The 24,646-nt window shown below is 52.8% G+C and carries 22 protein-coding genes and 1 pseudogene; 16 read left to right on the plus strand and 7 right to left on the minus strand.

The window, feature by feature from the left end:
* Positions 1-15 precede the first annotated feature (15 nt).
* The 6 genes from D3P07_RS14680 (at position 16) to D3P07_RS14705 (ending at position 5,543) form a co-directional block, all read left to right on the plus strand.
* The gene (locus tag D3P07_RS14680; RefSeq protein ID WP_119801213.1) at positions 16-906 is read left to right on the plus strand and encodes a carbohydrate ABC transporter permease; all 891 of its coding nucleotides are present in this window, start codon (positions 16-18) and stop codon (positions 904-906) included.
* Between the two features lie 13 nt (positions 907-919).
* On the plus strand, positions 920-1,723 hold the full coding sequence (locus D3P07_RS14685) for a carbohydrate ABC transporter permease (RefSeq protein WP_119800980.1): 804 nt from the start codon (positions 920-922) through the stop codon (positions 1,721-1,723).
* A gap of 22 nt (positions 1,724-1,745) precedes the next feature.
* Positions 1,746-2,282 (plus strand): glycerol-3-phosphate responsive antiterminator, encoded by a 537-nt coding sequence (locus tag D3P07_RS14690; RefSeq protein WP_119800981.1) that lies wholly within the window; start codon positions 1,746-1,748, stop codon positions 2,280-2,282.
* A gap of 162 nt (positions 2,283-2,444) precedes the next feature.
* Positions 2,445-3,233 carry an HAD family hydrolase gene (locus D3P07_RS14695; RefSeq protein WP_259391510.1) on the plus strand — a complete coding sequence of 263 codons (789 nt, stop codon included), beginning with the start codon at positions 2,445-2,447 and terminating at the stop codon, positions 3,231-3,233.
* A gap of 137 nt (positions 3,234-3,370) precedes the next feature.
* Positions 3,371-4,228 (plus strand): hypothetical protein, encoded by an 858-nt coding sequence (locus D3P07_RS14700; protein ID WP_119800983.1) that lies wholly within the window; start codon positions 3,371-3,373, stop codon positions 4,226-4,228.
* 130 nt (positions 4,229-4,358) lie between these two features.
* Positions 4,359-5,543, plus strand: coding sequence for a chromate transporter (locus D3P07_RS14705; protein ID WP_119801214.1), 1,185 nt, complete (start codon positions 4,359-4,361; stop codon positions 5,541-5,543).
* 181 nt (positions 5,544-5,724) lie between these two features.
* On the opposite strand, the pseudogene D3P07_RS14710 reads toward D3P07_RS14705, so the two are convergent.
* A pseudogene (locus D3P07_RS14710) lies at positions 5,725-6,484 on the minus strand (ArsB/NhaD family transporter); the annotation flags it as partial.
* A gap of 259 nt (positions 6,485-6,743) precedes the next feature.
* Here D3P07_RS14710 and D3P07_RS14715 point away from each other — a divergent pair.
* From D3P07_RS14715 to D3P07_RS14725, 4 genes are all read left to right on the plus strand, one after another.
* Entirely contained in the window at positions 6,744-7,901 is a 1,158-nt protein-coding gene (locus tag D3P07_RS14715; RefSeq protein ID WP_119800984.1) for a hypothetical protein, read from the plus strand.
* Positions 7,902-7,903: 2 nt separating this feature from the next.
* Positions 7,904-9,337, plus strand: coding sequence for an MBOAT family O-acyltransferase (locus tag D3P07_RS14720; RefSeq protein WP_119800985.1), 1,434 nt, complete (start codon positions 7,904-7,906; stop codon positions 9,335-9,337).
* A gap of 91 nt (positions 9,338-9,428) precedes the next feature.
* Positions 9,429-9,602: a hypothetical protein gene (locus tag D3P07_RS27075; RefSeq protein ID WP_182914333.1), complete on the plus strand. Its 174-nt coding sequence runs from the start codon at positions 9,429-9,431 to the stop codon at positions 9,600-9,602.
* 187 nt (positions 9,603-9,789) lie between these two features.
* Positions 9,790-10,602 (plus strand): AAC(3) family N-acetyltransferase, encoded by an 813-nt coding sequence (locus D3P07_RS14725; RefSeq protein WP_119800986.1) that lies wholly within the window; start codon positions 9,790-9,792, stop codon positions 10,600-10,602.
* Here D3P07_RS14725 and D3P07_RS14730 read toward each other — a convergent pair.
* From D3P07_RS14730 to D3P07_RS14740, 3 genes are all read right to left on the minus strand, one after another.
* Entirely contained in the window at positions 10,592-10,993 is a 402-nt protein-coding gene (locus D3P07_RS14730; protein ID WP_119800987.1) for a hypothetical protein, read from the minus strand. The two genes, D3P07_RS14725 and D3P07_RS14730, sit on opposite strands and share 11 nt — an antisense overlap.
* A gap of 163 nt (positions 10,994-11,156) precedes the next feature.
* Positions 11,157-11,564: a bactofilin family protein gene (locus D3P07_RS14735; protein ID WP_119800988.1), complete on the minus strand. Its 408-nt coding sequence runs from the start codon at positions 11,562-11,564 to the stop codon at positions 11,157-11,159.
* 2 nt (positions 11,565-11,566) lie between these two features.
* The gene (locus D3P07_RS14740; protein ID WP_119800989.1) at positions 11,567-12,544 is read right to left on the minus strand and encodes a M23 family metallopeptidase; all 978 of its coding nucleotides are present in this window, start codon (positions 12,542-12,544) and stop codon (positions 11,567-11,569) included.
* 243 nt (positions 12,545-12,787) lie between these two features.
* On the opposite strand from D3P07_RS14740, the gene hisJ reads away from it, so the two are divergent.
* Positions 12,788-13,615, plus strand: a complete 828-nt coding sequence (hisJ, locus tag D3P07_RS14745) for a histidinol-phosphatase HisJ (protein ID WP_119800990.1) — start codon at positions 12,788-12,790, stop codon at positions 13,613-13,615.
* 3 nt (positions 13,616-13,618) lie between these two features.
* Positions 13,619-14,080 carry a GNAT family N-acetyltransferase gene (locus D3P07_RS14750; RefSeq protein WP_119800991.1) on the plus strand — a complete coding sequence of 154 codons (462 nt, stop codon included), beginning with the start codon at positions 13,619-13,621 and terminating at the stop codon, positions 14,078-14,080.
* A 15-nt stretch (positions 14,081-14,095) separates the two neighbouring features.
* Here the strand turns inward: D3P07_RS14750 and D3P07_RS14755 are convergent, their stop codons facing one another.
* Positions 14,096-14,548, minus strand: coding sequence for a DUF2500 domain-containing protein (locus D3P07_RS14755; protein ID WP_119800992.1), 453 nt, complete (start codon positions 14,546-14,548; stop codon positions 14,096-14,098).
* Between the two features lie 87 nt (positions 14,549-14,635).
* Positions 14,636-16,438, minus strand: a complete 1,803-nt coding sequence (locus D3P07_RS14760) for an ABC transporter substrate-binding protein (RefSeq protein WP_182914334.1) — start codon at positions 16,436-16,438, stop codon at positions 14,636-14,638.
* A 114-nt stretch (positions 16,439-16,552) separates the two neighbouring features.
* Between D3P07_RS14760 and D3P07_RS14765 the strand changes: the two genes are divergently transcribed.
* From D3P07_RS14765 to D3P07_RS14785, 4 genes are all read left to right on the plus strand, one after another.
* Positions 16,553-18,067 (plus strand): DUF4153 domain-containing protein, encoded by a 1,515-nt coding sequence (locus tag D3P07_RS14765; RefSeq protein ID WP_119800994.1) that lies wholly within the window; start codon positions 16,553-16,555, stop codon positions 18,065-18,067.
* 27 nt (positions 18,068-18,094) lie between these two features.
* Positions 18,095-18,958 (plus strand): metallophosphoesterase, encoded by an 864-nt coding sequence (locus D3P07_RS14770; protein WP_119800995.1) that lies wholly within the window; start codon positions 18,095-18,097, stop codon positions 18,956-18,958.
* A gap of 863 nt (positions 18,959-19,821) precedes the next feature.
* Positions 19,822-22,239 carry an RNA polymerase recycling motor HelD gene (gene helD / locus D3P07_RS14780; protein WP_119800997.1) on the plus strand — a complete coding sequence of 806 codons (2,418 nt, stop codon included), beginning with the start codon at positions 19,822-19,824 and terminating at the stop codon, positions 22,237-22,239.
* A 48-nt stretch (positions 22,240-22,287) separates the two neighbouring features.
* A complete protein-coding gene (locus D3P07_RS14785; protein ID WP_259391511.1) occupies positions 22,288-23,781 on the plus strand; it encodes an MDR family MFS transporter in 1,494 nt (497 codons plus the stop codon).
* Positions 23,782-23,833: 52 nt separating this feature from the next.
* On the opposite strand, the gene D3P07_RS14790 is transcribed toward D3P07_RS14785, so the two are convergent.
* Complete coding sequence (locus D3P07_RS14790) at positions 23,834-24,550, minus strand: DUF421 domain-containing protein (protein WP_119800998.1); 717 nt, start codon at positions 24,548-24,550, stop codon at positions 23,834-23,836.
* Between the last annotated feature and the right edge of the window lie 96 nt (positions 24,551-24,646).

Consider the following 24,646-nt stretch of genomic DNA (forward strand, 5'->3'; position numbering starts at 1 on the left):
GGTTATGACATGAAGATGGCGACAAGGCGCAGACGGGCATGGAAGCTTAACGCGTTCGCGTGGATGCTCCTGCTCCCCTCGCTCATCTTCCTCCTTGTGTTCACGCTCTATCCGGTTGCGGGGGCGCTGAAGCTCAGCCTGTTCCAGGCTGATCTCGGCACTCCGCAGCCTTCTTATATCGGGCTGGACAACTACAACAGCATGGCGGAAGATAGCGTGTTTTGGAAAGTGGTCAAAAACAATATTTGGTTCGCGATCGGCACGGTGCCGACCAGCATCCTGCTGTCTCTCCTGATGGCGATGTTTGCGAACAAAGTTATGCGGGCCAGAGGACTGGTGCGAACCGCGTTTTTCTACCCGACAGTCGTGCCGATGATTGCAATCGGCAACATCTGGCTGTTCATCTATACCCCGGAATACGGCATCGTCAGCCGTTTTCTCGAAACCTTCGGCATCAAGGGCCCCAACTGGCTCGGTACGCCGGATCTGGTCATGTGGGCAATGATTATCATGATTGTATGGAAGGAAGCCGGCTATTTTATGCTGTTCTATCTGGCTGGACTGCAGAATATCTCCGAGGAGCTGTATGAATCCGCGAGAGTGGACGGCGTTCCAGCATGGCGCGTATTCTGGCGGATTACATTCCCGCTGCTTATGCCGACGACGCTGTTCGTCTCGATTATTGCGCTCACCAATTCATTCAAGCTGGTCGATCACCTTTGGATTATGACCAAAGGCGGCCCGGAGAACGCCAGCAATCTATTGCTGTTCTACATTTATGAAACGGCCTTCAGCTTCTGGGACCAAGGCATGGCGTCGGCTCTGACGACGGTTATGATTATTCTCCTGCTATTGCTTGCGGCTATACAGTTTTTCGGCTTCGACCGCCGCATTCATTACCGATAGGAGGAAGCGCATAATGATGAAGAAAATAAGCTATGGCTTGATGTATATAATGGCGGCAGTCTGGCTGATTCCGCTGGTATGGACCGTATGGACCGCCTTTCGTCCGAAACGGCTGGCGCTGTCGTCATCGATTTCGATCGATTTCACACTCTCTAACTTTACTCATGTATGGAACGCTGCGCCGTTCAGCACTTATTATTTGAACACGATAGTGATCGTTGCCGGCGTATTTACCGTACAGTTTCTAACGGTGTCGATGGCTGCGTTTGCCTTTGCGCGGGTAGAGTTTTGGGGCAAGTCGGCTATCTTCCTGCTGTTTCTCGCTCAAATCATGATTCCAGCCGACATTCTCATCTTCCCCAACTATACGGTGCTAAGGGATTTGTCCTTGCTGGATACGAAGCTAGGCATTATGATTCCGTATTTCGCCTCCGCATTCGGAGTGTTTCTGCTCAGGCAGATGTTCAAGACGATTCCGTTCGAGCTGGATGAAGCAGCCCGCATGGAGGGCTGCAGTCTATGGCAAATCCTGTGGCGCATCTATATGCCGCTGGCGAGACCAGCCTATGTTTCCTTCGGGCTCGTCTCAGTCAGCTATCATTGGAACAACTTCCTTTGGCCGCTGATCATTACAAATTCCGTTGAGAACCGGCCGCTTACGGTCGGTCTGGCGATCTTCGCCCAATCCTTCGAGACAGGGGCGCAATGGAGCGAGGTAACGGCGGCGACGATGCTGGTGATCCTGCCGCTGCTGCTCGGATTTATGGTGTTCCAGCGCCAGTTCATGAACAGCTTTATTCATTCGGGCATCAAGTAGCATATAAGGGGAGGTATGGAAGATGGGCAGCCCGATCATTGCCTCGATTACGAACGAGGAGCAATTGTCGCATGTATGGAGCGCTTCGCTCTCACGCGTCATTCTCATGACCGGCGACATTACAACGCTTGGCGATATTGTGCGTCAGTTGCATAGCATGGATAAGCAGGTCTATGTCCATATGGAGATGGTGAACGGCCTTGGGCGGGACGCTTCTGCCGTTCACTATATCGCAAGAGAATTTGGCGTGGACGGCATCGTGACGACGAAGAGCCATATTATCGCGGCAGCCAAGCAAGCTGGCATTCGCAGCATTCAACGTGTATTCGCGATCGATACCGCTGCGGTGGAGACGGGAATTCGGCTGACGGGCACGAGCAAGCCTGACGAAGTGGAGCTGATGCCGGGCCTCATGCCGCGCATTATCCGTGAAGTGAAAGCCAAGGTGAACAGACCGCTTATTGTCGGCGGATTGATTCGTTATGAAGAAGAGATTCAAGAAGCGCTGGATAGCGGAGCGGATTATGTCTCCGTCGGACATCCGAGCTTCTGGACATAACATGCGAGTATGGCAATAGCTAATATGGAGTTGACGAGATAACCGAGGAATCAGGCGATGAACGGGTCCGAGTCATCCGTTCGCTTCGTGTGGCGACGCGGTTTTTTTGTTGCCGCAAAATGGGACTTGAATGCGATTAGAGCTTGTTTGGGAGGGAGTAAGGTGACGATACGTCTTATAGTGAGCGATCTGGACGGCACGTTGTTGTCGCCTGAGCATCAGCTGACGCAACCGGTTAAGGAAGCCGTAGCTGCATTCACAAAGCGTGGCGGGCTGTTCACCTTCGCGACGGGCAGGCCGCTGCTGACAGCCGCCTCGTTTGAACGCGAATTGACACTGGGGATGCCTTATATCTTGTGCAACGGCTCCGTGATTGCTCAGAAGGGAGAGGTGATGGAGTCGGCCTCCTTCCTGGCTGGAGACGTGAATGCACTGCTTGCGGATGCAAGCCAAGCCGACCTCGATGCGTTCCTGTTCCGCGAGGATGGCGTGTTCGTCTTCCGCCCGTCTGAGGCGGTCCACCGCTATGAGGAAAAGGAGCGTGTCCGCTGCATCCAATTAGATGAAGGCGACAACGAGTGGAAGGAAGCTTATGTTCAGAAGGTCATTCTAATCGGAGATATGTCGGTCATTCGCCAAGTTTGGGCGCTGCACGAGCCTGTCCATGCCCGATTTGCCGCCTTCCAGTCGGAGGCGGACTATTGGGAGATCATGTCAAGCGGACAAAGCAAAGGGACAGCCCTGCGCAAAATTGCGGAGCGGCTGAACATTAAGCGCGAGGAAATTATGGCGCTCGGCAATCAGCTTAACGATCTGGATATGCTTCAATATGCCGGGATTGGCGTAGCCGTCGCGAACGCGCATGAAGAGCTGAAAGCGGAAGCTGATTATGTATGCAAGCAGAGTTATGGAGAGGGAGTCCTGGAGGCGATGGCCAAATTCTGTCTGTAGGATGACCGCCAATGCGACTGCGGTCTGGCTTCGCCATATACCAATGTCGTAACGCAAGATACAGCCTCCGACCGTAACTGAGCCGCTGTTCCTTCTGTAAAGTTGAGCTATCAGATTTTACAGGAGGAATGGTTAAGATGACGGATCAACCGTTATGGTTTAAAGGCGAGAAGTGGATGGTCGTTACGGGACTTCTGGGCTTCGCGCTGGCGCTTGTATGCGGCTTAGGCGCGCTTCTGCTAGGCACGGACGAAACGCCGGGCTCTGGCATGGCCAAAGCTGTATCGTTCAATGCGGCACTCGGCATTTTCTTGCTATCGACGGCAGCCGTTAGCCCGTTCGCTGGATGGGGACGGAAGAGCAGAGCGTTCTTCCGATGGTCTTACATTGCGCTTGCGCTATTTTCTTATTTCGCCGAGACGGTTCAGCATATCCGCGGAGTTAATCCCCGGTTCGCAATGGATGGCTCCGCCTTTGATCTTGCGGTCGCGAATGGCTTTGGAATGGCCGCTATGCTGCTGGTCGTGTTTTATTTGGGCTTCGCGGCGGCGTTTTTCCGAAAGCGCGCCTCGCAGCTGCAGCCAAGCGTAGTGTTGAGCGTTCGTTATGCCATGGTTGCCGTATTGTTTTCTTTTGCAGGCGGTATCTGCATATCCATTAACGGCGGCAGATTCATCGGCTTGGAAGGCAATCTGATCTGGTTCCACGGACTTGGGTTTCACGCGCTGCAGGTGCTGCCGATAACCGCGTGGTTAGCAATCAGAAGCTCGATGACGATTCGATTGCAGCGGACACTGATTCATATTGCCGGGGTGTCGTTCATAGGCGGCCTGCTGGCGATCGGCTTGCAAACCTTGCAGGAGAGAACACTGCTGGAATGGTCGCTGCTGCCGCTTGCGGCGCTCGCATTTTTCATCGTGACGACGGCAGCAAGCTTACGGGCATGTCTCGAAGCGGTCCGTTCGAAGAAGGATGGAAGCACGCTAGCTGGATAAGCGTTGTCCGCTAAGTGCTCTTGTCTGCCGCTGTGAAACATGCTTCTTCCCAATCGCTTGCTCTTATCTTACAATGACGGTAGCTATAAGTTCGGAATGAACAGGGAGGACCTCATACGTGAAAAGCAAGATGGCGGTATGGCTGGAGCTGTTAGGGGTATCGACAAAACTCGGTTTGACTTCCTTCGGCGGGCCTATTGCCCACTTAGGTTATTTTCATGATGAATATGTGCGCCGTCGGAAGTGGCTTGGCGAGCAGGAATATGCGGAGCTGGTTGCGTTATGCCAGTTCCTTCCCGGCCCAGCAAGCAGCCAGGTCGGTATTGGTATCGGGCTGAAGCGGGGAGGGCTGCTTGGCGGGGTACTGTCGTTTATCGGTTTTACGTGGCCCTCTGTACTAGCCCTGATGCTCTTCGGATGGTATATGCAAGCATCGGGAATGGACGGGAGCGGATGGCTGCACGGGCTGAAGCTTGTGGCGGTTGCGATTGTTGCTCATGCCATCGTGGGTATGGGTCAGAAGCTGGCCTCGGGGCGGCTGCTGGCTACGATAGCTGCCGCGTCGGCGTCTTCAGCCTTGATCTGGCCGACTGCCTATACCCAGATCGCTATTATTGCAGTGGCAGGAGCAGCAGGAATATGGTTATGCCGGAATCATCCGGACGAAGCCGGAGCGATGAAGCAGGGAGAAGCGGCGCTGGGGCATCGCACGACGCTATCGCGTCGCTTCGGCTTTGTTTGCCTAACGCTATTCGCTTGCTTGCTGGTTGTTCTGCCCTTGCTGCGGGATTCGGGGAGTATGATGGCGATGGCCGACAGCTTCTATCGCTCGGGCTCTCTCGTATTCGGGGGCGGGCATGTCGTTCTCCCGCTGCTGGAGGATGAGATAGCGGGCCGGGGCTGGGTAAACGCCGAGCAGTTTCTGGCCGGATACGGCGCGGCGCAAGCTGTGCCAGGGCCGCTCTTTACGTTCGCGGCTTATCTTGGGGCCGTCATGGCAGGCCCCCTAGGCGCGGCAATGGCTACGATCGCGATCTTCCTGCCTGCTTTCTTGCTGGTCGCGGGCGTGCTTCCCTTCTGGGATACGCTGCGGGGGATCCCGCTGGCACGCCGGGCGCTTGCCGGCATTAATGCCGCAGTCGTCGGCCTGCTGTTTGCCGCGTTTTATGACCCGATCTGGACGAGCGCCATAGGCTCTCCGCAGGACGTTGCCTTCGCCGCGATCCTGTTTGTACTGCTTTCCTATTGGAAGCTGCCGCCATGGATAATTGTCGTGCTGGGCGCCGCTGGCGGAGCGCTTGGAGTTGGGGGATAGCGGTCAATAGAGAGCCGATCCGAGCAGCACGCTCCCAGTGATTGCTACGTTAGGCAAGGCACAAAATGGACGGGGTAGTTTAAGAGCAGGGCCAGGCTTTCATGCATCAATTACAAAAGGTATCTCTTTAAGGGCAGGCGCCACTTTAGAGATACCTTTCTCTTATCTATTTTGTCACAAATTAGTGGATGGAAAAAAGCAACAAATATAAGCCCAGCAGCGTTAGGAATAAGACGGGCAGCGTCAGGATGAGTCCGACCTTGAAATAGTAGCCCCATGTAATCCGCATCCCTTTCCTGGACAAGACATGGAGCCATAAGAGCGTCGCCAGCGATCCGATGGGAGTCATCTTGGGACCCAGGTCGGAACCGATGACATTGGCGTAAATCATAGCTTCCCGCAGCGTGCCTTCGGCGGAGACACCCTCAATCGCAAGCACGTTGATCATGACCGTCGGCAGGTTGTTCATGATCGAGGAGAGGAACGCGGCGCAGAAGCCGACGACCATTGTAGCGGCGAACAAGCCTTGATCGACAGCCCACTGGAACACCAGACCAAGCTGGTCGGTCAACCCGACGTTGCGAAGGCCGTAGACTACAACATACATACCGACGGAGAAGACTACGATGGACCATGGCGCTCTAACGAGCACCTCGCGCGTACGGACCATTTCGCTCTTGCGCGCGGTGATCAGCAGCACAAATGCGGCTGGCATACGCCATAAATCCGATCCCGAAGAAGTCAGCCGACAAGATATTGACCAAGTTACTGATGACTAGCGGGAGTGAGGCCGTATCCGAGATGAATCCGCCAGCCATAACAAAGGGCAGTACCATCCGTTCATCGAATTGCAGCGCTCTAACCATAGCCAGCACGATCGGCGTCAGAATAAGCACAGCTCCGTCATTGGCGAAGAAGATGGATACGCCTGCTCCCAGCAGAAGGGCGATTGCAGCGCCGCCTGCTGCCGAATAGCCAATCCCTTCGGTTGCCATATCACAAATGTTATAGTAAATACAAAAATACCTAGTGCGAGCAGCATGCAGCGATAGCCTCCCCGAATCTCAACGACTCATTATAGCGGGCCGCAATCGGGATTGACAACACATCTATCCAATTCCCGCCATGCGTGGTATAAATGGTAGTGACATTATTCGACATCCACACATTATTAGGTGAAAAGAGGCTTGCAGGACGACTATGAATCCCGAATTAAACACTTCTTCGCAGACAAATGAACGGCCTGCGCGAGCAAAAGCGCCATACGCCAAGCTTCGAAAGGCAAGATATGGATATTACGGCATTGCATTTGCGTTACTTTTTTTCATTGTGGCACAGTTTGCGGCAAGCTATATGGTGAAGCTGGATACCGTATATAAGCACAGGCTGAACTATGATATGTTCCTTGCAGACTCCAAGGTGATGGGCATCGCGGTCGAAGAACTTGCCCGCCATATTAAGGACGAGGGCTTGACTGACTATGCGATTCTGATCGGCAACTCCGTCGCTTGGGGCACGAATGAAAGCTCGGAGCATTCCTTGGGGAGATACTTGTCCGATTCTGCCACTGCGGATGGAGACGGCAAGCTGCAGGCGGTATTCAATCTGTCGGCGCCTTCGATGATGGCGGGCGACGCATTAACGCTGCTTCTTATGCTGGACGAGCATGGCATTAAGACGGATAACGTCATGATCGGACTGACCTACTCCTCGTTTGTAGGGGGGAATCCCGGGGTACGGAAGGTATTTTGGCTGGGTGATGATTTGAAAAGAGAAGATTCGGCTACATTCGAGAAGGTGCTGCCGCATCTGGAAGCGGCCGGCTACAAGCATATGACGGGCTGGAAGGAAACCGAGCATAACGCGATCGCCGCCCTCTCGGATTGGGTGCCGGTTATCAAATATAAGACCGTTATTCCGGAAGCCATTAAGCAAATGGGCAAGGAAAGCGACGTGATGGGCGACCCGCGCGCATGGAACGAAAAGCAATTTTCGGAGAAATGGATTACATCGCCGCAATATTTGAATTTCTTTAATCCGGAGCCGTTCGATATGACGGAGAACAATTGGAGCGTCTACTTCATGAACCGGATCGCCGAGCATCAGCAAGGGAAGCGGCTGCTTGTATTTGTCGCCGGAAGCAACGGCGAGCTGTCCAAGAAGGAAGTTGTGCATCCCGGCTATGTGGCCAATATGGAAAAAATCGATTCTTATCTATCGGAGCTTGGCGCGGAATATGTCATGCTGCAGGATCGTATTGAACCGGACTTATTTACTGATCATGTTCATCTGACCAAAGAAGGCAATCAACTGCTTGCCCGTATCATTTGGGACGCCTGGACGGGCAAGGAGGCCTAATCATGTTATTTAATTCACCTACATTTCTATTATTCCTGGCCGTCGTCTTTGGTTTGTATTATGCGATTCCTCGCGGAAGAATGATCATTCTCGCGTTGGCGAATGCGGCATTCTATGCCTATGCGGGAGTTGGCTACTTCCTGTTGTTCGGCGCAATCGTTGCGTCTGTGTACTTTATCTCCAAGGGTTTGCAGGGGCCACGGGGCAAGCTGGCGCTTGGCCTCGGACTAGCGGTCGTACTAAGTAACCTGCTGTTCTTCAAATATTCTATGTTCCTGCTGGAGAATATCGAGAGCATGCTGGGAATGACCTTCTCGCTGCAAGGAACGGCGTTCGACGACCGCAGCATTGCGCTGCCGATCGGGATATCCTTCTACTCGTTCCAGCTCATTGCTTATCTCGTAGATGTACATAGAGGACAGCTGAAGCCCAGCCGCTCGCTATTGGAGTTTTGGGTTTTTATTTCCCTGTTCGCGCATTCGGCGGCAGGTCCGATTCTGCGGGGCAACGACTTTATTCCGCAGCTGCGCAAGATCAGCACCATCTTGTTCCGCGCGCCGCGCGTAAAGCTGGGACTGGCGTTTATTCTGCTCGGCTTGTTCAAGAAAGTGATGATCGTTGAGCAGATCGCGCCGTATGTGAACGACTACTTTTCCAAGGCGCAGACGCTTAGCGGCGTCGAGTCCTGGATCGCTTCCTACCTATTCGCGTTCCAGATATACTTTGACTTCTCGGCTTACAGCGAGATGGCGGTCGGCATTGGCTTCCTGCTTGGCTTGCGCCTCGATCTGAACTTCAAGACGCCTTACCTAAGCGCGAATCCGGCAGATTTCTGGAGAAGATGGCATATTACGCTGTCCCAATGGATTCGTGACTATATCTTTATCCCGCTCGGCGGCTCGCGTGTGGCGAATTGGCGGATTTATGCCAATCTCATTGCCGCGATGACAATATCCGGCATCTGGCATGGCGCGGCTTGGACATTCATCATCTGGGGCTTGTACCACGGCTTGCTGTCGGCAGGGCATCGGATGTATGCCAAGGGCATTGCGCGCCTCGGATGGAAGAATGCGCTCAATAACCGGATTTACAAAGTATTTGCAGTATTTGTATTCTTCCATCTGACGGTCGTCGGCTGGGTATTCTTCCGTGCGAATAGCTGGTCTGACGCTATCTACATGCTCAAGAAGATGACGATGCTGGACGGCATTCAATTCACGAAGCAGCATCTGCTGCTGCTCGCGGTAGCGGCGGGACTGTATCTGCTTCACATCATCGAATATATCGTCGTATCCCGATTCCAGAGATGGTCGCTGGCATGGCAGTTCAACGTGCCTTCCATCATACGTGGCGCGGTTTATGCGGTTATTGCCATTGTGCTGCTCTTCTTGCTGATGAAGGGCGAATCAAGCAGCTTTATTTACTTCCAGTTCTAGCAGTTTCCATAAATTGCTCTTTCTTAGGTATAGATCTCCCTTGATATGAAAAACTAGAGAGTGGGGGCAACCTAGGAAAGGAGCGAAGCCGATGGAATTCACACTTGGCGCGGACGAAGTCGTTCGCCGGATTAAGCAGCTGCAATCGAGCGGAGGGTCTACCAGCAAGAAGCAGGTGAAGCAGAGTGATCCTGAGTTAATGCGGAATGCGCTGTTCTATTTTCCTAGCTGGGATCATGCCTTGAAGAATGCGGATCAGCTGTAACCCGCAGGGCCATTCGACAGATATAAATACGAGTTGAGATGATAGCCATGTCACCGCAGCCAAGCGCTGTGTTGACATGGTTTTTTGTATTTTTTGACTATAATCAAATGAAGATTGGCGCTTTGCGCTTGAATAGCGATACAATAATCGCTGTAGGCGAATGCGAAAGGGGAGGCTGAGTAAGCCTATGAATATACAACAATTGCCGTTAACTGTATCGGGAATGGCTAGGGACTTCCAGTCGCTAGGTGTGGGAGCGGGCATGTCACTAATCGTTCACGCTTCTTTGAAGTCGACGAATCGCTGGATTGTAGGAGGTCCTTCCGCCGTGGTACTTGCGCTGGAGCATGCGTTGGGACCGCAAGGCACGCTGGTCATGCCGACGCATACGTCGGATCTATCGGAGCCCTCGGATTGGCAGAATCCGCCCGTGCCGGAATCGTGGTGGCCTATTATCCGGGAGGAGATGCCGCCGTTCGAAGCGCATCTGACGCCTTCCAGGCATATGGGCAGTATGGCAGAATGCTTCCGCAAGCAGGAGGGAACGCTGAGAAGCTCGCATCCGCAAGTGTCGTTCGCCGCTCGCGGTCAGCATGCACGCCGAATAACAGAGAATCATGCCTTAACGGATAGTTTGGGCGAGCAATCGCCGCTGGCCAGACTATATGAGCTGGACGGGTGGGTCATGCTGCTGGGCGTAGGCTACAATCGGAATACCTCCCTGCACTTGTCGGAGCATAGAGGAGAGTATGCGATCAAGCAACACCGCCAGCAAGGAGCGCCATGTCTCGTGAATGGTCAGCGCGAATGGACCGTATATCAGGATCTGGATTATGATTCAGGCGACTTTGATATCATCGGAGAAGCGTTCGAGCAGGAATATGGCGAAGCGGTTCGTGTAGGGAAAGTTGGAGATGCGGACGTGCGGCTTATGCCGATTCGCAGCTTGGTTGAGTTTGGCGTCAATTGGATAGAGAAGCATCGCAACATTAAGAGCTGATGAAGGTAAGCGCAGCCAGCTTCGCGAACTGATCTGCGCTTATATAGATAAGCCTGTTCTCCATGTAGTAGTCTCCAGGGGCTTCATAGCCGTTCTGGAGGACGCTTCCGCTCTTCAGCAGGAGGGAAAAATTCGCGCCGTCTACGGTCAGATCGATGGTATCGGTTTCTCGGTTATAGGTCAGTTGGCCGCTGTATTCATTCACCAGCTCATGGAGCGGCGTGTAGGCAGCGCTCTTCGCGGATGCCAGCTTGAATGCGGACTGAGAATGGGCGGATAGAACCGGCGCTACGATAGACGCTTGCTCCGGTGCAGGGGGGCTCGCTAGTGCGCCGTACAGCGTGACGGCAGCCACTAGCATCAGGATCGTGTTACGGAATGGCAGTTTCATCGCTTACTCCTCCTCATCACGGTTATCGGATCAGGTTCAGTGTAGCGAATGAATGTGAAGGGAATGTCAAGGCGATATGAAGGTTTGTTAAAATCGCCAGCGGTCCCTAGATAGAAAAAAGAACCGAAGACTGGCGCAAGAGCGGCCGTTTTCGGTTCTTTCATTATGAGGTTGCTTTTAGTTCCTTCTGGGATTGGGCTGCAGTCGCAGGAGAGGCTGCCATCTTGCTGCTGCCGTTGAATACGCCGCCGGATTCTATAATAAGCGATTGAGCCGTAATATTGCCGTTCAAGATACCTGTGGCGCAGATCGTGAGCTTGCCTCTTGCTTCGACATCGCCGTTCAGCTGTCCGGCAAGCACCAGGTCACGAGCTGTAATGTTCGAGTTGGCTACACCGTTTTCTCCTACGATCACATCCCCACTCGAGATAATGTCACCGATGATGCTGCCTTCAATGCGGATGCTGGCTTCGGATTTAATTTTGCCTTCGAAGATGGTGCCTTCGCCAATTAGCGTATCCGTCGTATCCGGATTGATTTTTCCGCTTCCCGATTTGCTGCTTTTGAACATGGTCACTTTTCCTCTCTGTCTTCTTGTAGATAGGGCATAGGATCGACATGCTCGCCGCCTACGATTACCTCGTAATGAAGATGGGGCCCTGTGCTTCGGCCCGTGTTGCCAAGCTCGCCGATCAGATCACCTTTCTTCACCTTGTCGCCAACCTCGACCAGCCGCTTGTTCAGATGCAGATAACGGGTCTCAATGCTGCGTCCATGGTCGATTATGATGTTGTTGCCATGGGGATACGATCTCTCTGACAAGGTTATCACGCCGTCTGCCGCAGCATAGATCGGATCTCCGCGATTGCCGCCCAGATCCAGACCTGAATGCACGGCTGCCCGTCCCGTGAACGGATCGCGGCGCACGCCGAAGGTGGACGTGATTTTGCGGGAATCGGCCGGCCATATTGTTGGCGTAATTTCCAGTATGCGCTGGTGCTTCAGGAGCGCTTCCTTCGTTGCTTCCAGACTTGGCTTCAGCTCGTCCATCTGCGAGGACATCGTGGACAGATCCTGGAGCGTCTCCGCTGCAAGAGAATCATCCGCATTGGCGGGCAACAAAAGCTCTTCGCCGCCTTGGCCGCCTTCCTCCATGGTTACGCCGGATGAGATCCGCACCTCAGTCTCTTGAATGCCCGCAATCTCCTTCAACTGCAGCTCAAGCTCGGTAATTTCGGACATTTTGCTCTCGACATGCTTCGCTTGAGCGGACAAGGCGGATACGTCGGCCTCCAGCGCCGCGATTAGATCCTCTCGTTCCTTCAACTGCTCCTCATAACCCGACTCGGAGAGGGACAGCTGATGCAACACATTGTTGAGATGGCTGGCCTTTCCCGAAAATAATACGATGAACAGGGCTGCGCAAATCGCCAGCAGTATAATAAGGGCGGGTATGAGTACGATGATAAGTCCAGGCACGCTGTAGCGCTGGACAGATTGATTCGCGTCCGGTATGACGACGAACGTGAATCGCTTCGACATCCACTTCATGTTTTTCCTCCTACATTTTCCAATACGTCTTCAACTTCCTCCTATTCGACATAACCCCAAAAAACCCTTTATTTCGAGCCGATATGCCGCAGATTTATCGGAATGTCGGAAAATAGGGAGGCTTCTATGACTTTTGACGATATTTACGCCAGGCTCGCCGCATGATACGCTAGTTGAAAAAGAAGCCTCGCTGCGGTATTGGAATCAGATGGGAACAGGGGCAGGGACAGGAGCGAGACAAACATGCTGAAGTGGGATGGGCATACGCATACCAGGTTTTGTTATCATGGCAGCGATGCGGCGCAGGAGCTGTATCTGAATCGGGCGATTGAGCTTGGATTTGAGCGTTACACGATTAGCGAGCATCCTCCGTTGCCGCAAGGATGGATTGCCGATCATGACATATGGGACGAGCTAGCGATGCCGGAGGAAGAGCTTTCGCTTTACATGGCCTATGTACAAGAGATGAAACGGGCCTATGAAGGCAAGATTGAGGTAGCAGCCGGGCTGGAATTCGACTATTTGCCGGGAAGATTGGACTATACGGAGCGCATGCTGGACAGATGGCAGGATGAGCTGGAGGATGTCGTCTATTCGGTGCACTACTTGCCAGGAAGAGACGGAATGCGCTGCATCGATTTCAAAGCGGAGCACTTCGAGGAGCAGCTGCTGTCGTATTATGGCTCCATGGAGCGGGTTGTGAATGAATATTATGACCATGTCGAAGCTGCGATTGAATGGGCGGGGAGATTCCCGATGCGCAAGCGGATCGGCCATATTAATCTGATCGAGAAGTTCCATCAGGCACTTCCAGAGATTGACGAGAGCCTCATTCGCAGCCGCTTGGAAGGGATGCTGCCGCTGCTGGTGAAATCCGGCGTTGGCGTAGACGTCAACACGGCTGGGATGCGAGTGGCAACCTGCGGCAAGCCGTATGTGCCGGAGTGGTTCCTGGCGGAATGCGTGAAGCTGGGTATTCCATGCGTATATGGATCCGATTCGCATAAGCCGGAGCAGGTCGGCTTCGGATGGGACTGGTTCGAGAAGCAGATGTCGGGGAGAGAAGGCTAGAGCATGGAGAAGCTTGTCATTGAGAGAGTGACGGCCGGAAATCCCGGGCTTGCGGCGCTCATCCGTGAGCTGGACCGCTATTTGGAAGGATTGTATCCTCCAGAGGAGATATTTGTCGTTGATTTCGACGATCCGAAGACAAGAGAGATGGTATTCGTCTTGGCCTACGGAGATGGAGAGCCGGTAGGCTGCGCAGGTCTGCGGCAGCTGGACGGGATGTCTGTGGAGCTGAAGCGGTTCTATGTAGATCCCCGGATGAGGAGACATGGCGTCGCTCGTCAGCTGTACCAGTACCTGGAGCAGCAAGCGCTGGAGCTTGGCTGCTCGATCATCAGGCTGGAGACGGGCGCTCCGCAGGTTGAGGCGATTGCCTTCTATAAGAGGCTGGGCTTTCACGAGATTCCTGCCTTCGGGGAATATATCGGCTGTGCCTCCAGCCTCTGCATGGAGAAGAGGATCGGATAGTCTCGCATTCTGAACTTACCCCGCGCTGCGTTCGAAGGCGACAATCCAGTCGCCTTTGGTCGCGGCGTAACCCGCATCACCCTCCACAACCAGTCCATACAATCCTTTGACATCCAGAAATTCTTTGCGCGAGCCGTTGTCGAACTCGAGTGTGATGTAATAATACGTGTGCGAAGATGAGCTGGTGTGGCCGATATGATTCTCTTGATGATGATGATGATGGTGATTGTGATGGTGATTATGATTGTGATTGCTGTGGCTTTGGACATCCATCCTCTTGGCTATAATTCTTGCATAGGCGCTCTCTTGAGGAGCGCGAGCATTGCGGAAATGAATGATGATCGAATAAACAATCAGCCCGAACATAAAAATGAACCCGATAATAATGATGATTGGCACAACCGTAAACATAAAATCGAATCCGCCGCCCCCGCCGGGAAAGGATGAACCGGGCCCGAAGTCATACATGGCGATACCCCCCCCCCTGATCTATTGTCCGCCGCGTCGAATGCGCGAGCTACTCTTAATACGCGATTTTCGGCTCTCTTGTTGCAATTATCTGAACCAAAGATCCCGGAACCTGACCCAGCCGAGCGATTCCAGCGAGATGCCTTGGACGGAAGGATGAAAGGCGGTCTTCAAGTGCTTGCGATACAGAAACAGCAAGGAATGCCGCTTGATCAGCTCGTCTTCAATCTTCATGAATAGGCTCATTCTGGCGGAGGCGTCCGGTTCGCCGAGTATGAGTTGCAGCGCATCGCCAAGAACGTCGCTTGTGCGCTGGTCCATATGTTGCATCATGCTTTTGTACAAGTCGATCAGACGCAGCTCGCGATGCTCATCGAGCATAATCGCGAACAGGAGCAGGTCGGCGGTCATCCGCTCCTTGCCCTTGAACTGCTCCGCGGCGATAAGATGGATATGCAGGTTGATGCCTGCTTTGCCCAGCATCTCCTGGATCAAGGCGGCGTCATGCTCATATTGCGGAATCGTTGTCAGTGTCAGTGGCTCGCCGGTATAGCCGCATTCACGCAGCATGTCGCTGCAGCTATGCCGGAAGCCGGCATCTTCTATGTCGCCTTGTGTGCCTTCTGCTGCCGGCCGGGACCAGAAGCTGGCTGCCGGCTCGATGACATCGCCGGACAGCCGCCTAAGCAGCTCTGTCCGATGGATGGCATAATCTAGCGCTGAACGGAATGCCGCGTTCGCAAGCGGCCCGTTCTTCAGCTCGTTGATCGTCAGGAATTTGCACGTCGTGCCGGATTGTCGGACCTGCTCCCACTCGCCGCCGGCCATGCCTTCTATCCGGACATTGTGCATGACCTGGAATTGGCGCAGCTCTTCCATATCCTCTTCCTTGCGATCCGCACCGGGGGGCATCGTCCATACTTCTACCCGATCAAGGAACGGGCGCTCCTGGAAGTAGGAGGGGAAGGCCTCCAATATCCATATGCCATGACTGCTGCCGGCTAGCCTGAACGGACCGGTCCCTACAACAGCGCCGCTTGCCTGCCCGAATGAATCTCCTGCCTGCTCGCATAGATCTTCCGGCACGATCGAAGCCCGGTTCGTGGAGAGAAACGACAGGAACGCTTCATTGCGCGTCTTAAGCCGGAACCGGATCGTCAGGTCATCGGGCGTATCCATCTGTTCGATTCCGTTGTATACCCAGCTGTACAGTCCGTTTGGCGCAAGCCGGTGCAGGCGGCGCAGCGTATATTTCACATCCGAGGAAGTCATCTCGCGGCCATGATGGAAGAAGATGCCTTTGCGGAGGAAAAAGGTCCATTCTGTGCGCGCTTCATTGGTCTCCCACGCGTGGGCGAGATGCGGGAGTACGGTATCGCCTCGCACATCCATCCGTACCAGTCCGTCGAAAAGCTGGTTCACCAGATGGGATTCTCCGACATAATGGATGCGGGCGGGGTCTAGGCTGTCGATCGTGCTAGGCATCGGGAAGCGAAGCGTATCGGTGCGCCGCTCGCCCTCCACAATGGTCTGGAAGCCAAATTGTCCCGACAGCCATTGCTGGAACCGGCCAACCAAGGCCGCGCCCCGAGGCTGGAGAAGCTCGAGCGCAGATTGCAGATCGCCCCTCATCGCAAGCTCTTCCGCTTCCTCCAGCATGAGGGAATCGAGCGGCTTCGCGAAGGTGAGCAGGGAGCGATTCCCTCTGCCGCGCCTGGCGGTCCATTCGATCCATTCTTCCTGCACCATTCGCTTCAGCAGAAGCACCATGTTACGATGAGTACAATCCAGCTTCTCGGCAAGCTCGGCTGTCGTCACTTGGAGAGGAACCCCGTCGGTCGCTTGCGGGTAAGCTTCTCTTAATATGAAATAATGTCTTCGAATTTTCACTTGAACCTCCGCTATTCGCAAAATATGAAATTCTGCAATAGAAAGTTGCACTTTTTGTTCTTATTTTATAGGTTACAATAAAAGGGAGTTCATTACAAAGGGAGGTTATGGGCGATGAGAGATCCCGCGCCATGGCAGAAGCGATACAATAACATGTGGATATTATCGATCCTTCTCGGCGTGCTCGGACAATATTTGTTCGTAGGACGCCCGGCCGGCGTGTCCGTACCGATATTCGTCGCGTTGTTCTACGTCTTGTTTTTCTATGCGATGAAAGGAAGAATGGGTGGCTTCGACCGCTGGAGAGGACAATCGAGAATGGGGTGGTTCCTGTTCGCGCCGATTGCTCTGCTCTCCATGACGTTTGTTCTATACGCGAATGAACTCTTTCGGTTTCTTAATCCAATCGTGATGTTTATATTGATTGTAGCCCAGACCATGATTCTGGCGCGCGGCGGTTCGCAGCCGTGGCATCGTCCCAGATTCGTCCTGGATCATATTAAGCAGTGGCTGGTTACGCCTTTCGCCCACCTGACGGCTCCGTTCAATACGATGGCGGACTGGGTGAACAGCAGAAGGGATACGAACAAGGCGAGATCGATAGCAGGCAAAGTCGGCTTCGGCCTTATGCTGGCGGCTCCGCTCCTATTTGTGGTCATTTTGCTGCTTGCATCGGCTGACGGCATCTTTATGTCCTGGGTGAACAAGCTTGGCACTCTGTTCGCCGGCGACTCCATCGACAGTGTCGTGAGCAGGATCATCTTTACATGCTGCTTGTCGATTTATGTTTTTTGCTATTTGTGGGGACTGCTGTTCCAAAAACGAAAGGCTGCGGATATGAGCGCTGTGGAGCTGACTCCAGACGGTGAACCAAAGCTGCGTCCCGGCGTGGAGCGTGAGAAGTTCGATCCGATAACGGCGGCTACGGTGCTCGTGTGTATCAATGTGGTATATGTCTTATTCGCCGCTATCCAGTTTACGTATTTGTTCGGAGCGGCCGAAGGTTTGCTGCCGGATGGTACGGCATACGCCGAATATGCACGAAGAGGGTTCTCGGAGCTGGTCATCGTCGCGCTGATCAATATCGGCATTCTGCTGGTAGGCCTGCATTTCATCGGCAAAGGCAGCACGCTGTTCGAGCGCTTGCGCCAAGTGATGCTCAGCATCTTGATGGGCTGTACGCTCGTGATGCTGATCTCGGCCTACAGCCGGTTATCGTTGTATGAAGAGATCTATGGCTATACCGAGCTGCGCCTGTTGGTGCACGGATTTATGATTTTCCTTGGGGTGCTTATGGCGGTGGCATTCATACGGATCTGGTATACAAGGTTCTCATTAGCGAAAATATATATTGCTTTAGCCATAACTTCGTACGTAATAATGAATTTCGCGAACATTGAAGCCCGTATTGCCGTCAATAACATTGCACGGTTCGAGGAGACAGGGAAAATCGATATGTATTATCTTGGGACGTTGTCGGCAGACGCCGGTCCAGCGCTTGCGAAGCTATGGGAGAAGTATCCTGAATATACGCAATTGGAGGATTTTCTGAAGCGATATGAGGGGGAAGCGCTCGAGCGGAAGCATTGGCAATCGTGGAACCTGTCGTATTATCGTCAATTACCGTGATAGAGGAGTGAAAGAGGAGGTGGAGAGATGAGCAGAACAAAGAGATGGTTGCTTATCTATTTGCCTGCTGCGATTGTACTGTGTATTTATTTTCTGTACGCGCAAAACAATTCAATCGTCGTTACGACCTATAAGGTTGCAAGCGACAAGCTGCCGGACGGCTTCGATTCTTATCGTATCGTGCAGCTGTCCGATCTTCAGAGCAAGGAGTTCGGCAAGGAGCAGCGACCGCTGATCCGTAAGGTTAAGAAGCTGAATCCCGATATCATCGTGGTGACAGGCGACCTTGTTGACCGGAATCATTATGACGGAGAGGCCAGCTTCAGATTGATGGAGGGCATGGCGAAGATTGCACCGATTTACTTTGCGAGGGGCAATCATGAGCAAGCCTCCAGGGAATACCGGGAATTGGAGGAGCGCCTGCTTGCGCTAGGCGTTCACATTATGAAAAACGCTCATGAGGATATTCCGCTTGGAGATGGCGCATTCCGGTTGATTGGCGTAGATGATCCTACGTATAACAACAAGGGCGACGGCGATGCAGACAAGATGAATGCCCATCTGGCCGAAGCGCTGGCGGATGCGGACGGCTCCGATCTCTTCACGGTGCTTCTGTCCCATCGCACAGAGCTATTCCCGGTCTATGCGGAGAATGGAATCGATCTGAGCTTGACGGGACATGCCCATGGCGGCCAGATTCGTGTACCGTTCAAGGGCGGCGTGTTCGCACCAGGACAAGGCATGTGGCCTGTTTGGACAGAGGGCATGCACGAGATTGGTGACAGTGCGATGATCGTCAATCGCGGCCTGGGCAACAGCCGCTTCCCGCTTCGTTTATTCAATCAGCCCGAGATTGTGCTGTTGGAGCTGAAGCCGCAAGCGGTTGAGTAGAGAGCGACGGGAACAATTGCCGGGAAAAGAGGCGAATGACCTGTAGGAATCGCCAATTCGTCTGTTCTATCATCCGCATACGCTATCGTATATGGCGCAATAGATGAATAGAGAAGGCGGATGATCTTATGCCCTGTTGCCTCGGAAATGTGCAGATCTTCAGGAATGAAGGTACGATAATATTCGGGAATATACGGCAGTACGCACCCAGCACCAATACGGTAGAGACGGAGACACCCGAAGAAGCAGATGAAGAAAATCTGGGAGAAAGCACGGCGAGCGTTTCGAGACGGAGACGCGAGTTGCGCAGGTCACGCGCTCGCCGTGCAAACGCAACACTATCCAAAAACAAAAAGGGACCCGCTGCAACGGGCAGCGGGCCAAAAAGTTTATATTATAAAAAAGGGGGTCGAGTTCTATTATATGCCCCTTTCATTAACGGAGGATGAACGTAATATTTCAGTTTCGTTACAAATGTTGGGCGAGTCTTCCACTTGCCGTTCTTTTGGGTAAAGAAAATAAAGCTATATCCCCCGAACGGCAACATCACCAATTACAATTCAAAGCCAGCGGATAAAAAAGATGACCCTCGATCTACTCGAGGGTCATCTTCTTTTGTTGGTTAATGCTGTGGTGATATATAAAATGTCTGTAATCCAGATCAACGTTCAGCGTGCAAGAAAATAACAATAAAAATTAATTGAACACAAAATATCGCTATGATATAATCGATAGCGTCATTGACGAATTAAAATAAGTATGTATTCAATTTTATTCCCACTTTAATTGTACATCTTGGATTTTGATTTGTCAATGCTCTTTTTTTAAAACCATAAAAAGGAAAAAGGAGCGTGTTCAGATAGATGGAAGCGAAGGATTGGCGGCAGGAACAGGAGCGGCTGGAGAGGGTCAGGAACAAACTGCAAGCGAGAATAGCTGAACTGGAGCCGGAGGTTGCCGGACTGAGTGATCAGGCTACGGATATCCGCAAGAGGTTTTGGGAAGAAGTGACGATTAACACAAGCACATACGAAGATTTCGAAGAAAGCTTTTACTCGATTAATCAGCAGTCCGCGATATTGGCCGAACGGGAGCGCGGTCACAAGCTGTTGATGCAGCAATGGAAAACCATGAACCGTCTACTCCCGTCTCCGTATTTTGGACGCATCGACTTTCAGGAGAATGGCCTTGGCTCCAGCGAGCAGATCTATATCGGCGTTTCTTCCTTCGTTGACGAAGATGGATTGAGCTTTCTGATCTATGACTGGCGTACGCCAATTGCGAGCCTGTACTACGATTGCTCTCCCGGTCCGGCGTCTTATGTGACGCCATCCGGAGAAATCGAAGGGACGATGGATCTCAAACGGCAGTATCAGATTCAATACGGGCAAATCCGCAATATGTTTGACGCGAGCGAAACGATCGGGGATGAATTGCTGCAGCAAGTGCTCGGCAAGGGTGCAAACTCACAGATGAAGAGTATTGTAGCCACGATCCAGAAGGAGCAAAACGCTATCATTCGGAACGATAAAAGCCGGATGCTTATCGTACAAGGAGCGGCCGGCAGCGGCAAAACTTCTGCGGCCTTGCAGCGGGTAGCTTATCTGCTGTACAAACATCGCCAAACGATAAAGGCCGATCAGATCGTACTTTTTTCACCGAATACGATGTTTGCCAGCTATATTTCCACCGTACTTCCGGAGCTTGGCGAAGAGAATATGCAGCAGACGACGTTTCAAGAATATCTCGACTATTGGCTAGGTTCTTCGCTGCTGCCGGAGGATCCCTTTGATCAGATGGAATATGTACTGACTGCACAAGGAGAGTCAGCGTATGAAGCTCGTCTTCAAGGGATGAAATACAAGTCGTCCGAAGCTTTCCTGCAAGACCTGCAGAGCTATGGGAATTGGTTGGGGCAGAAAGGCATGCGCTTCAACGGCATTCGCTTTCGGAATCGCAATTTGATTACGGCAGAGCAAATGCGGGCGAAATTTTATGAGTATGATCGTTCCCTGCCGTTGTTCAATCGAGTCGCTCTTTTGCAGGAATGGCTGCTGAATGAACTGGCCTCGCTGGAGCGCAGGGAACGGGAAGCGTCTTGGGTAGAGGAAGAATTAAATTATCTCGACGCCGATCAGTATGCGGAAGCATTCAGAATGCTGCATAAGGAGAAGGAATTATTCGATCTTACGGAGCATTTCACCTCCGTTCGCGAGAAGCTGAGCAACAAGCGCCGGGAAGATGAAGGCGACTTTGATTTCGCCTCGAAAGAGGAGGATCTGCTTCGCCGCAGGGTAGCGAAGGAAAGCTTCAAGCCGCTTAGGAAAGCGGTGAAGAGGTTCTCGTTTGTAGATGTCAAAGGCATATACAGCCAATTGTTCAAGGGTGAAGCCGCTTATCGGGAGAGGACCAATCGGGCAGAGCCTCCTGTTCTGTGGCCTGAAATCTGCAAACAAACCAAAGACAGGCTGGACCAGCAAGCCTTATTTTATGAGGATGCGACTCCCTATTTGTACTTGAAAGAACTGATCGAAGGCGTTCGAACGAACACGGAGATTCGGCATGTCTTTGTCGATGAGGGGCAGGACTATTCGCCGTTCCAATATGAATATTTGAGAAAGCTGTTTCCCCGTGCCCGGATGACGGTGCTTGGCGATTTCGGGCAAGCGATCTTCATGCAGGCTACAAGCCTGGACGCACCCGATTCGCCACTCGTTCGTCTTTTCGGCCAAGAAGAAACAAGCCTGGTTCGCTTGCTGCGCAGCTATCGTTCGACGAGAGAAATAGTTGAATTTACGAAATCGATGCTTCCCGGAGGGGAAGAAATCGTACCGTTTGACCGGAGAGGCCGAAAGCCGCTACTAGTCAAAATGGACGGCAGAGAGAAGCGTGATGCGCAAATCGCGGCAGACATCGCTTCGCTCAAGGTAGAAGGTTACGACTCCATCGCCGTTATTACGAAAACCGCAGCCGAAAGCCGGGAGATCTATGAATCGCTGCGGATTCAAGGCGTCGAAGCTCTGCAGTTCATTACGAAGGAGACGCCGGACTTTGAGAAAGGCGTGATGGTCATTCCCGTGTATCTCGCGAAGGGCGTCGAGTTCGATGCCGTCTTGGTTTGTGATGCTTCTCCTGAAGCTTATGGCCGAGATAACGAGCGGAAGCTTCTGTATACGGCATGTACGCGGGCCATGCACCGGCTTCATCTGTACACGACGGGCGATTGGTCGCCGTTCGTGCAGGCATTGCCTGCGAATCTGTATGAGCAAGCAACAAATTGATCATTATTTTTATCCATCTAAAGCTCGTTGAGCAGAAAGCAGGTATCTATGTCCACTCCTATGCAAACAGAACCGGAGACAGCCGGCGGGGACGGCTTCTCATTGAAAGCCATTCTGCCTCCGCTTATGGCGATAATTGTCGGTATGATCATGGTGATACTCGACAGCACCATCGTCAATAATGCCATTCCGAAGCTTGTAGATTACTTCGACACTGATCTAAAGACGATCCAATGGACCGTCACCGGCTATACGCTGGCTTTATCTGCCGTTATCCCGCTTGCAGGCTGGATGACCGATAAATTTGGCTCCAAGCAAATTTTTATGACTACGATAGCCCTATTCACGATCGGCTCCGTATTATGCGGCATTGCGCAAACGCCGGAACAGCTGATTATATACCGTATTATTCAAGGCTTGGGCGGCGGTATGGTAGGCCCGATCGGGATGGCGATGGTATTCAAGCTCGCGCCTCCAGAGCGTCGCGGATCCATCATGGGCTTACTCGGCATTCCATTGCTGGTGGCGCCGGCGTTCGGTCCTGTGCTGTCCGGCTGGCTGGTCGATTCGGTCAGCTGGCACTGGATTTTCTTCATTAATCTGCCGATCGGCATTATCGCTTTTATTCTCGGGTACAAATATTTACCGAAATCCGACCGCCACGCGGCGCCTCATCTGGACATCGTTGGCATGTGCCTCGCGCCGGTCGCCTTCTCGATGCTGGCATATGGCGTAAGCGAAGGCGGCACGAGCTGGTCCAGCGCATCGACGATTACGGGCTTGACTGTCGGCGGCATTGCGCTCATCCTCTTTATCTTCGTGGAGCTGCGGCAGAAGCAGCCGCTGCTGGAGCTGAAAGTGTTCAAGTCGTCTGACTTTACACGCAGCATCATCTTGACGTGGGTCGTTCAGCTTGCGCTGTTCGGGGCTATGCTGATTGTACCGTTGTATTTACAAGGCGTCATGCACTACACTGCGCTTGAAGCGGGCTTGATTTTGATGCCTTATGCGCTTTGCGCGGCACTAGGCATGCCAATAAGCGGCCGGCTGTTCGACAAGATCGGCGCTCGCCCGCTTGCCTTTGCCGGTTTTACCGTGGTATCCGTCGCCTTGTACGTGTTGTCCGGCATTTCGGTGGATACCCAGCTATGGGTTATTATCCTATGCATCTGCACCATGGGTCTTGGTATGGGCTTCTCTATGATGCCTCTCAACACGCATGTCCTGAACGCTGCGCCTCGTCGTCTGGTGAGCCGCGTTACACCGCTGACAACAGCAGCTCAGCAAGTGGTTGTCTCCTTTGCGGTCGCGGGCTTGACGGGTTATTTGACATCACAGATTGCTGCCCATGCCGCAAGCGAGGGAGCGGATGCGAATCCGCTAAGCGCCGTCGTCGCGGGCTATGGGGATACGTTCTTCCTGTCCGCGTGCCTCGTGACCGCAGCTGTCGCACTGTCGCTCCTTCTGCGCAGGCCAAAGCCGCAGACAGAAGAAAGGGTCGCTGACGTGGACAATCCGGACCCGGCGATCATGGGTCACTAATCGCGATTTGGCTTCGATTCTCTCGTGTGCTACGGAGCCATTCAGGAGAGCTTTAGCGGAAGAAGGCTTTTATTGTCGGTTCCTGATGATAGGATGTAACGGTTAATTCCTTGTCTTCGTTCAAGGAGGCGAAGAATACATCTCCTATCGTCAGGTTCATTTTTTTGAGCTTATGCTCCAGCCAGTCCTCGGTAAGCTGAAGAGCGCCTAGCGTGAGCAACTGAGGTTTTCCTTCTTTAATAATCGCATAGGAGAGACCGAGCGAGCCGTTCGGAACACCAAGCATAGAAGGCGTCGTCTCCTGATGGACCGCTTTCTTCAGTACGCTTAGCTGGCCATTCCCCTCCAAAATCGCCGCCTCGACCAGAGCAGCATCGAATATGCCCTGCTCCCTTAGCATGCGCAAAATATCGTCCACGCTATATTGAAGCTTCCGTAGATTGGAGCGAAGGAACTGGCCGTCCTTCAATACGACAACAGGCTCGAAGGTCATCCATTTTCCAAACTTGCCGCTTTTGATCAAGAAATAGGAGAACAGCTTCTGCATAATGGCAATGGCTACGATGGCAACGGCGGTATGGATATGCTGGACCTTCGGGTCGGCAATATCGGCACCCACAACAGAGCCGAGCGACAAGAAGATCAAGAAGTCGAAGACGGGGAGCTGTCCGATCGAACGCCTGCCCATAAACAGGGTGATGGCTAAGAGCAACGGATAGATCGTATAGATGCGGCCGATCACGAGCAGTGAATCTTTGACAAAATGCATATTCTCAAACCTCCTGGTGGAAGATAGAATCAGCCCTTTCTCCAAAATAAGGTGTATATGAGTGTCGCAAATTATTCACATAATCATGAATTACCT

This window comes from Paenibacillus sp. 1011MAR3C5, assembly GCF_003591485.1.
GTDB lineage: Bacteria > Bacillota > Bacilli > Paenibacillales > Paenibacillaceae > Pristimantibacillus.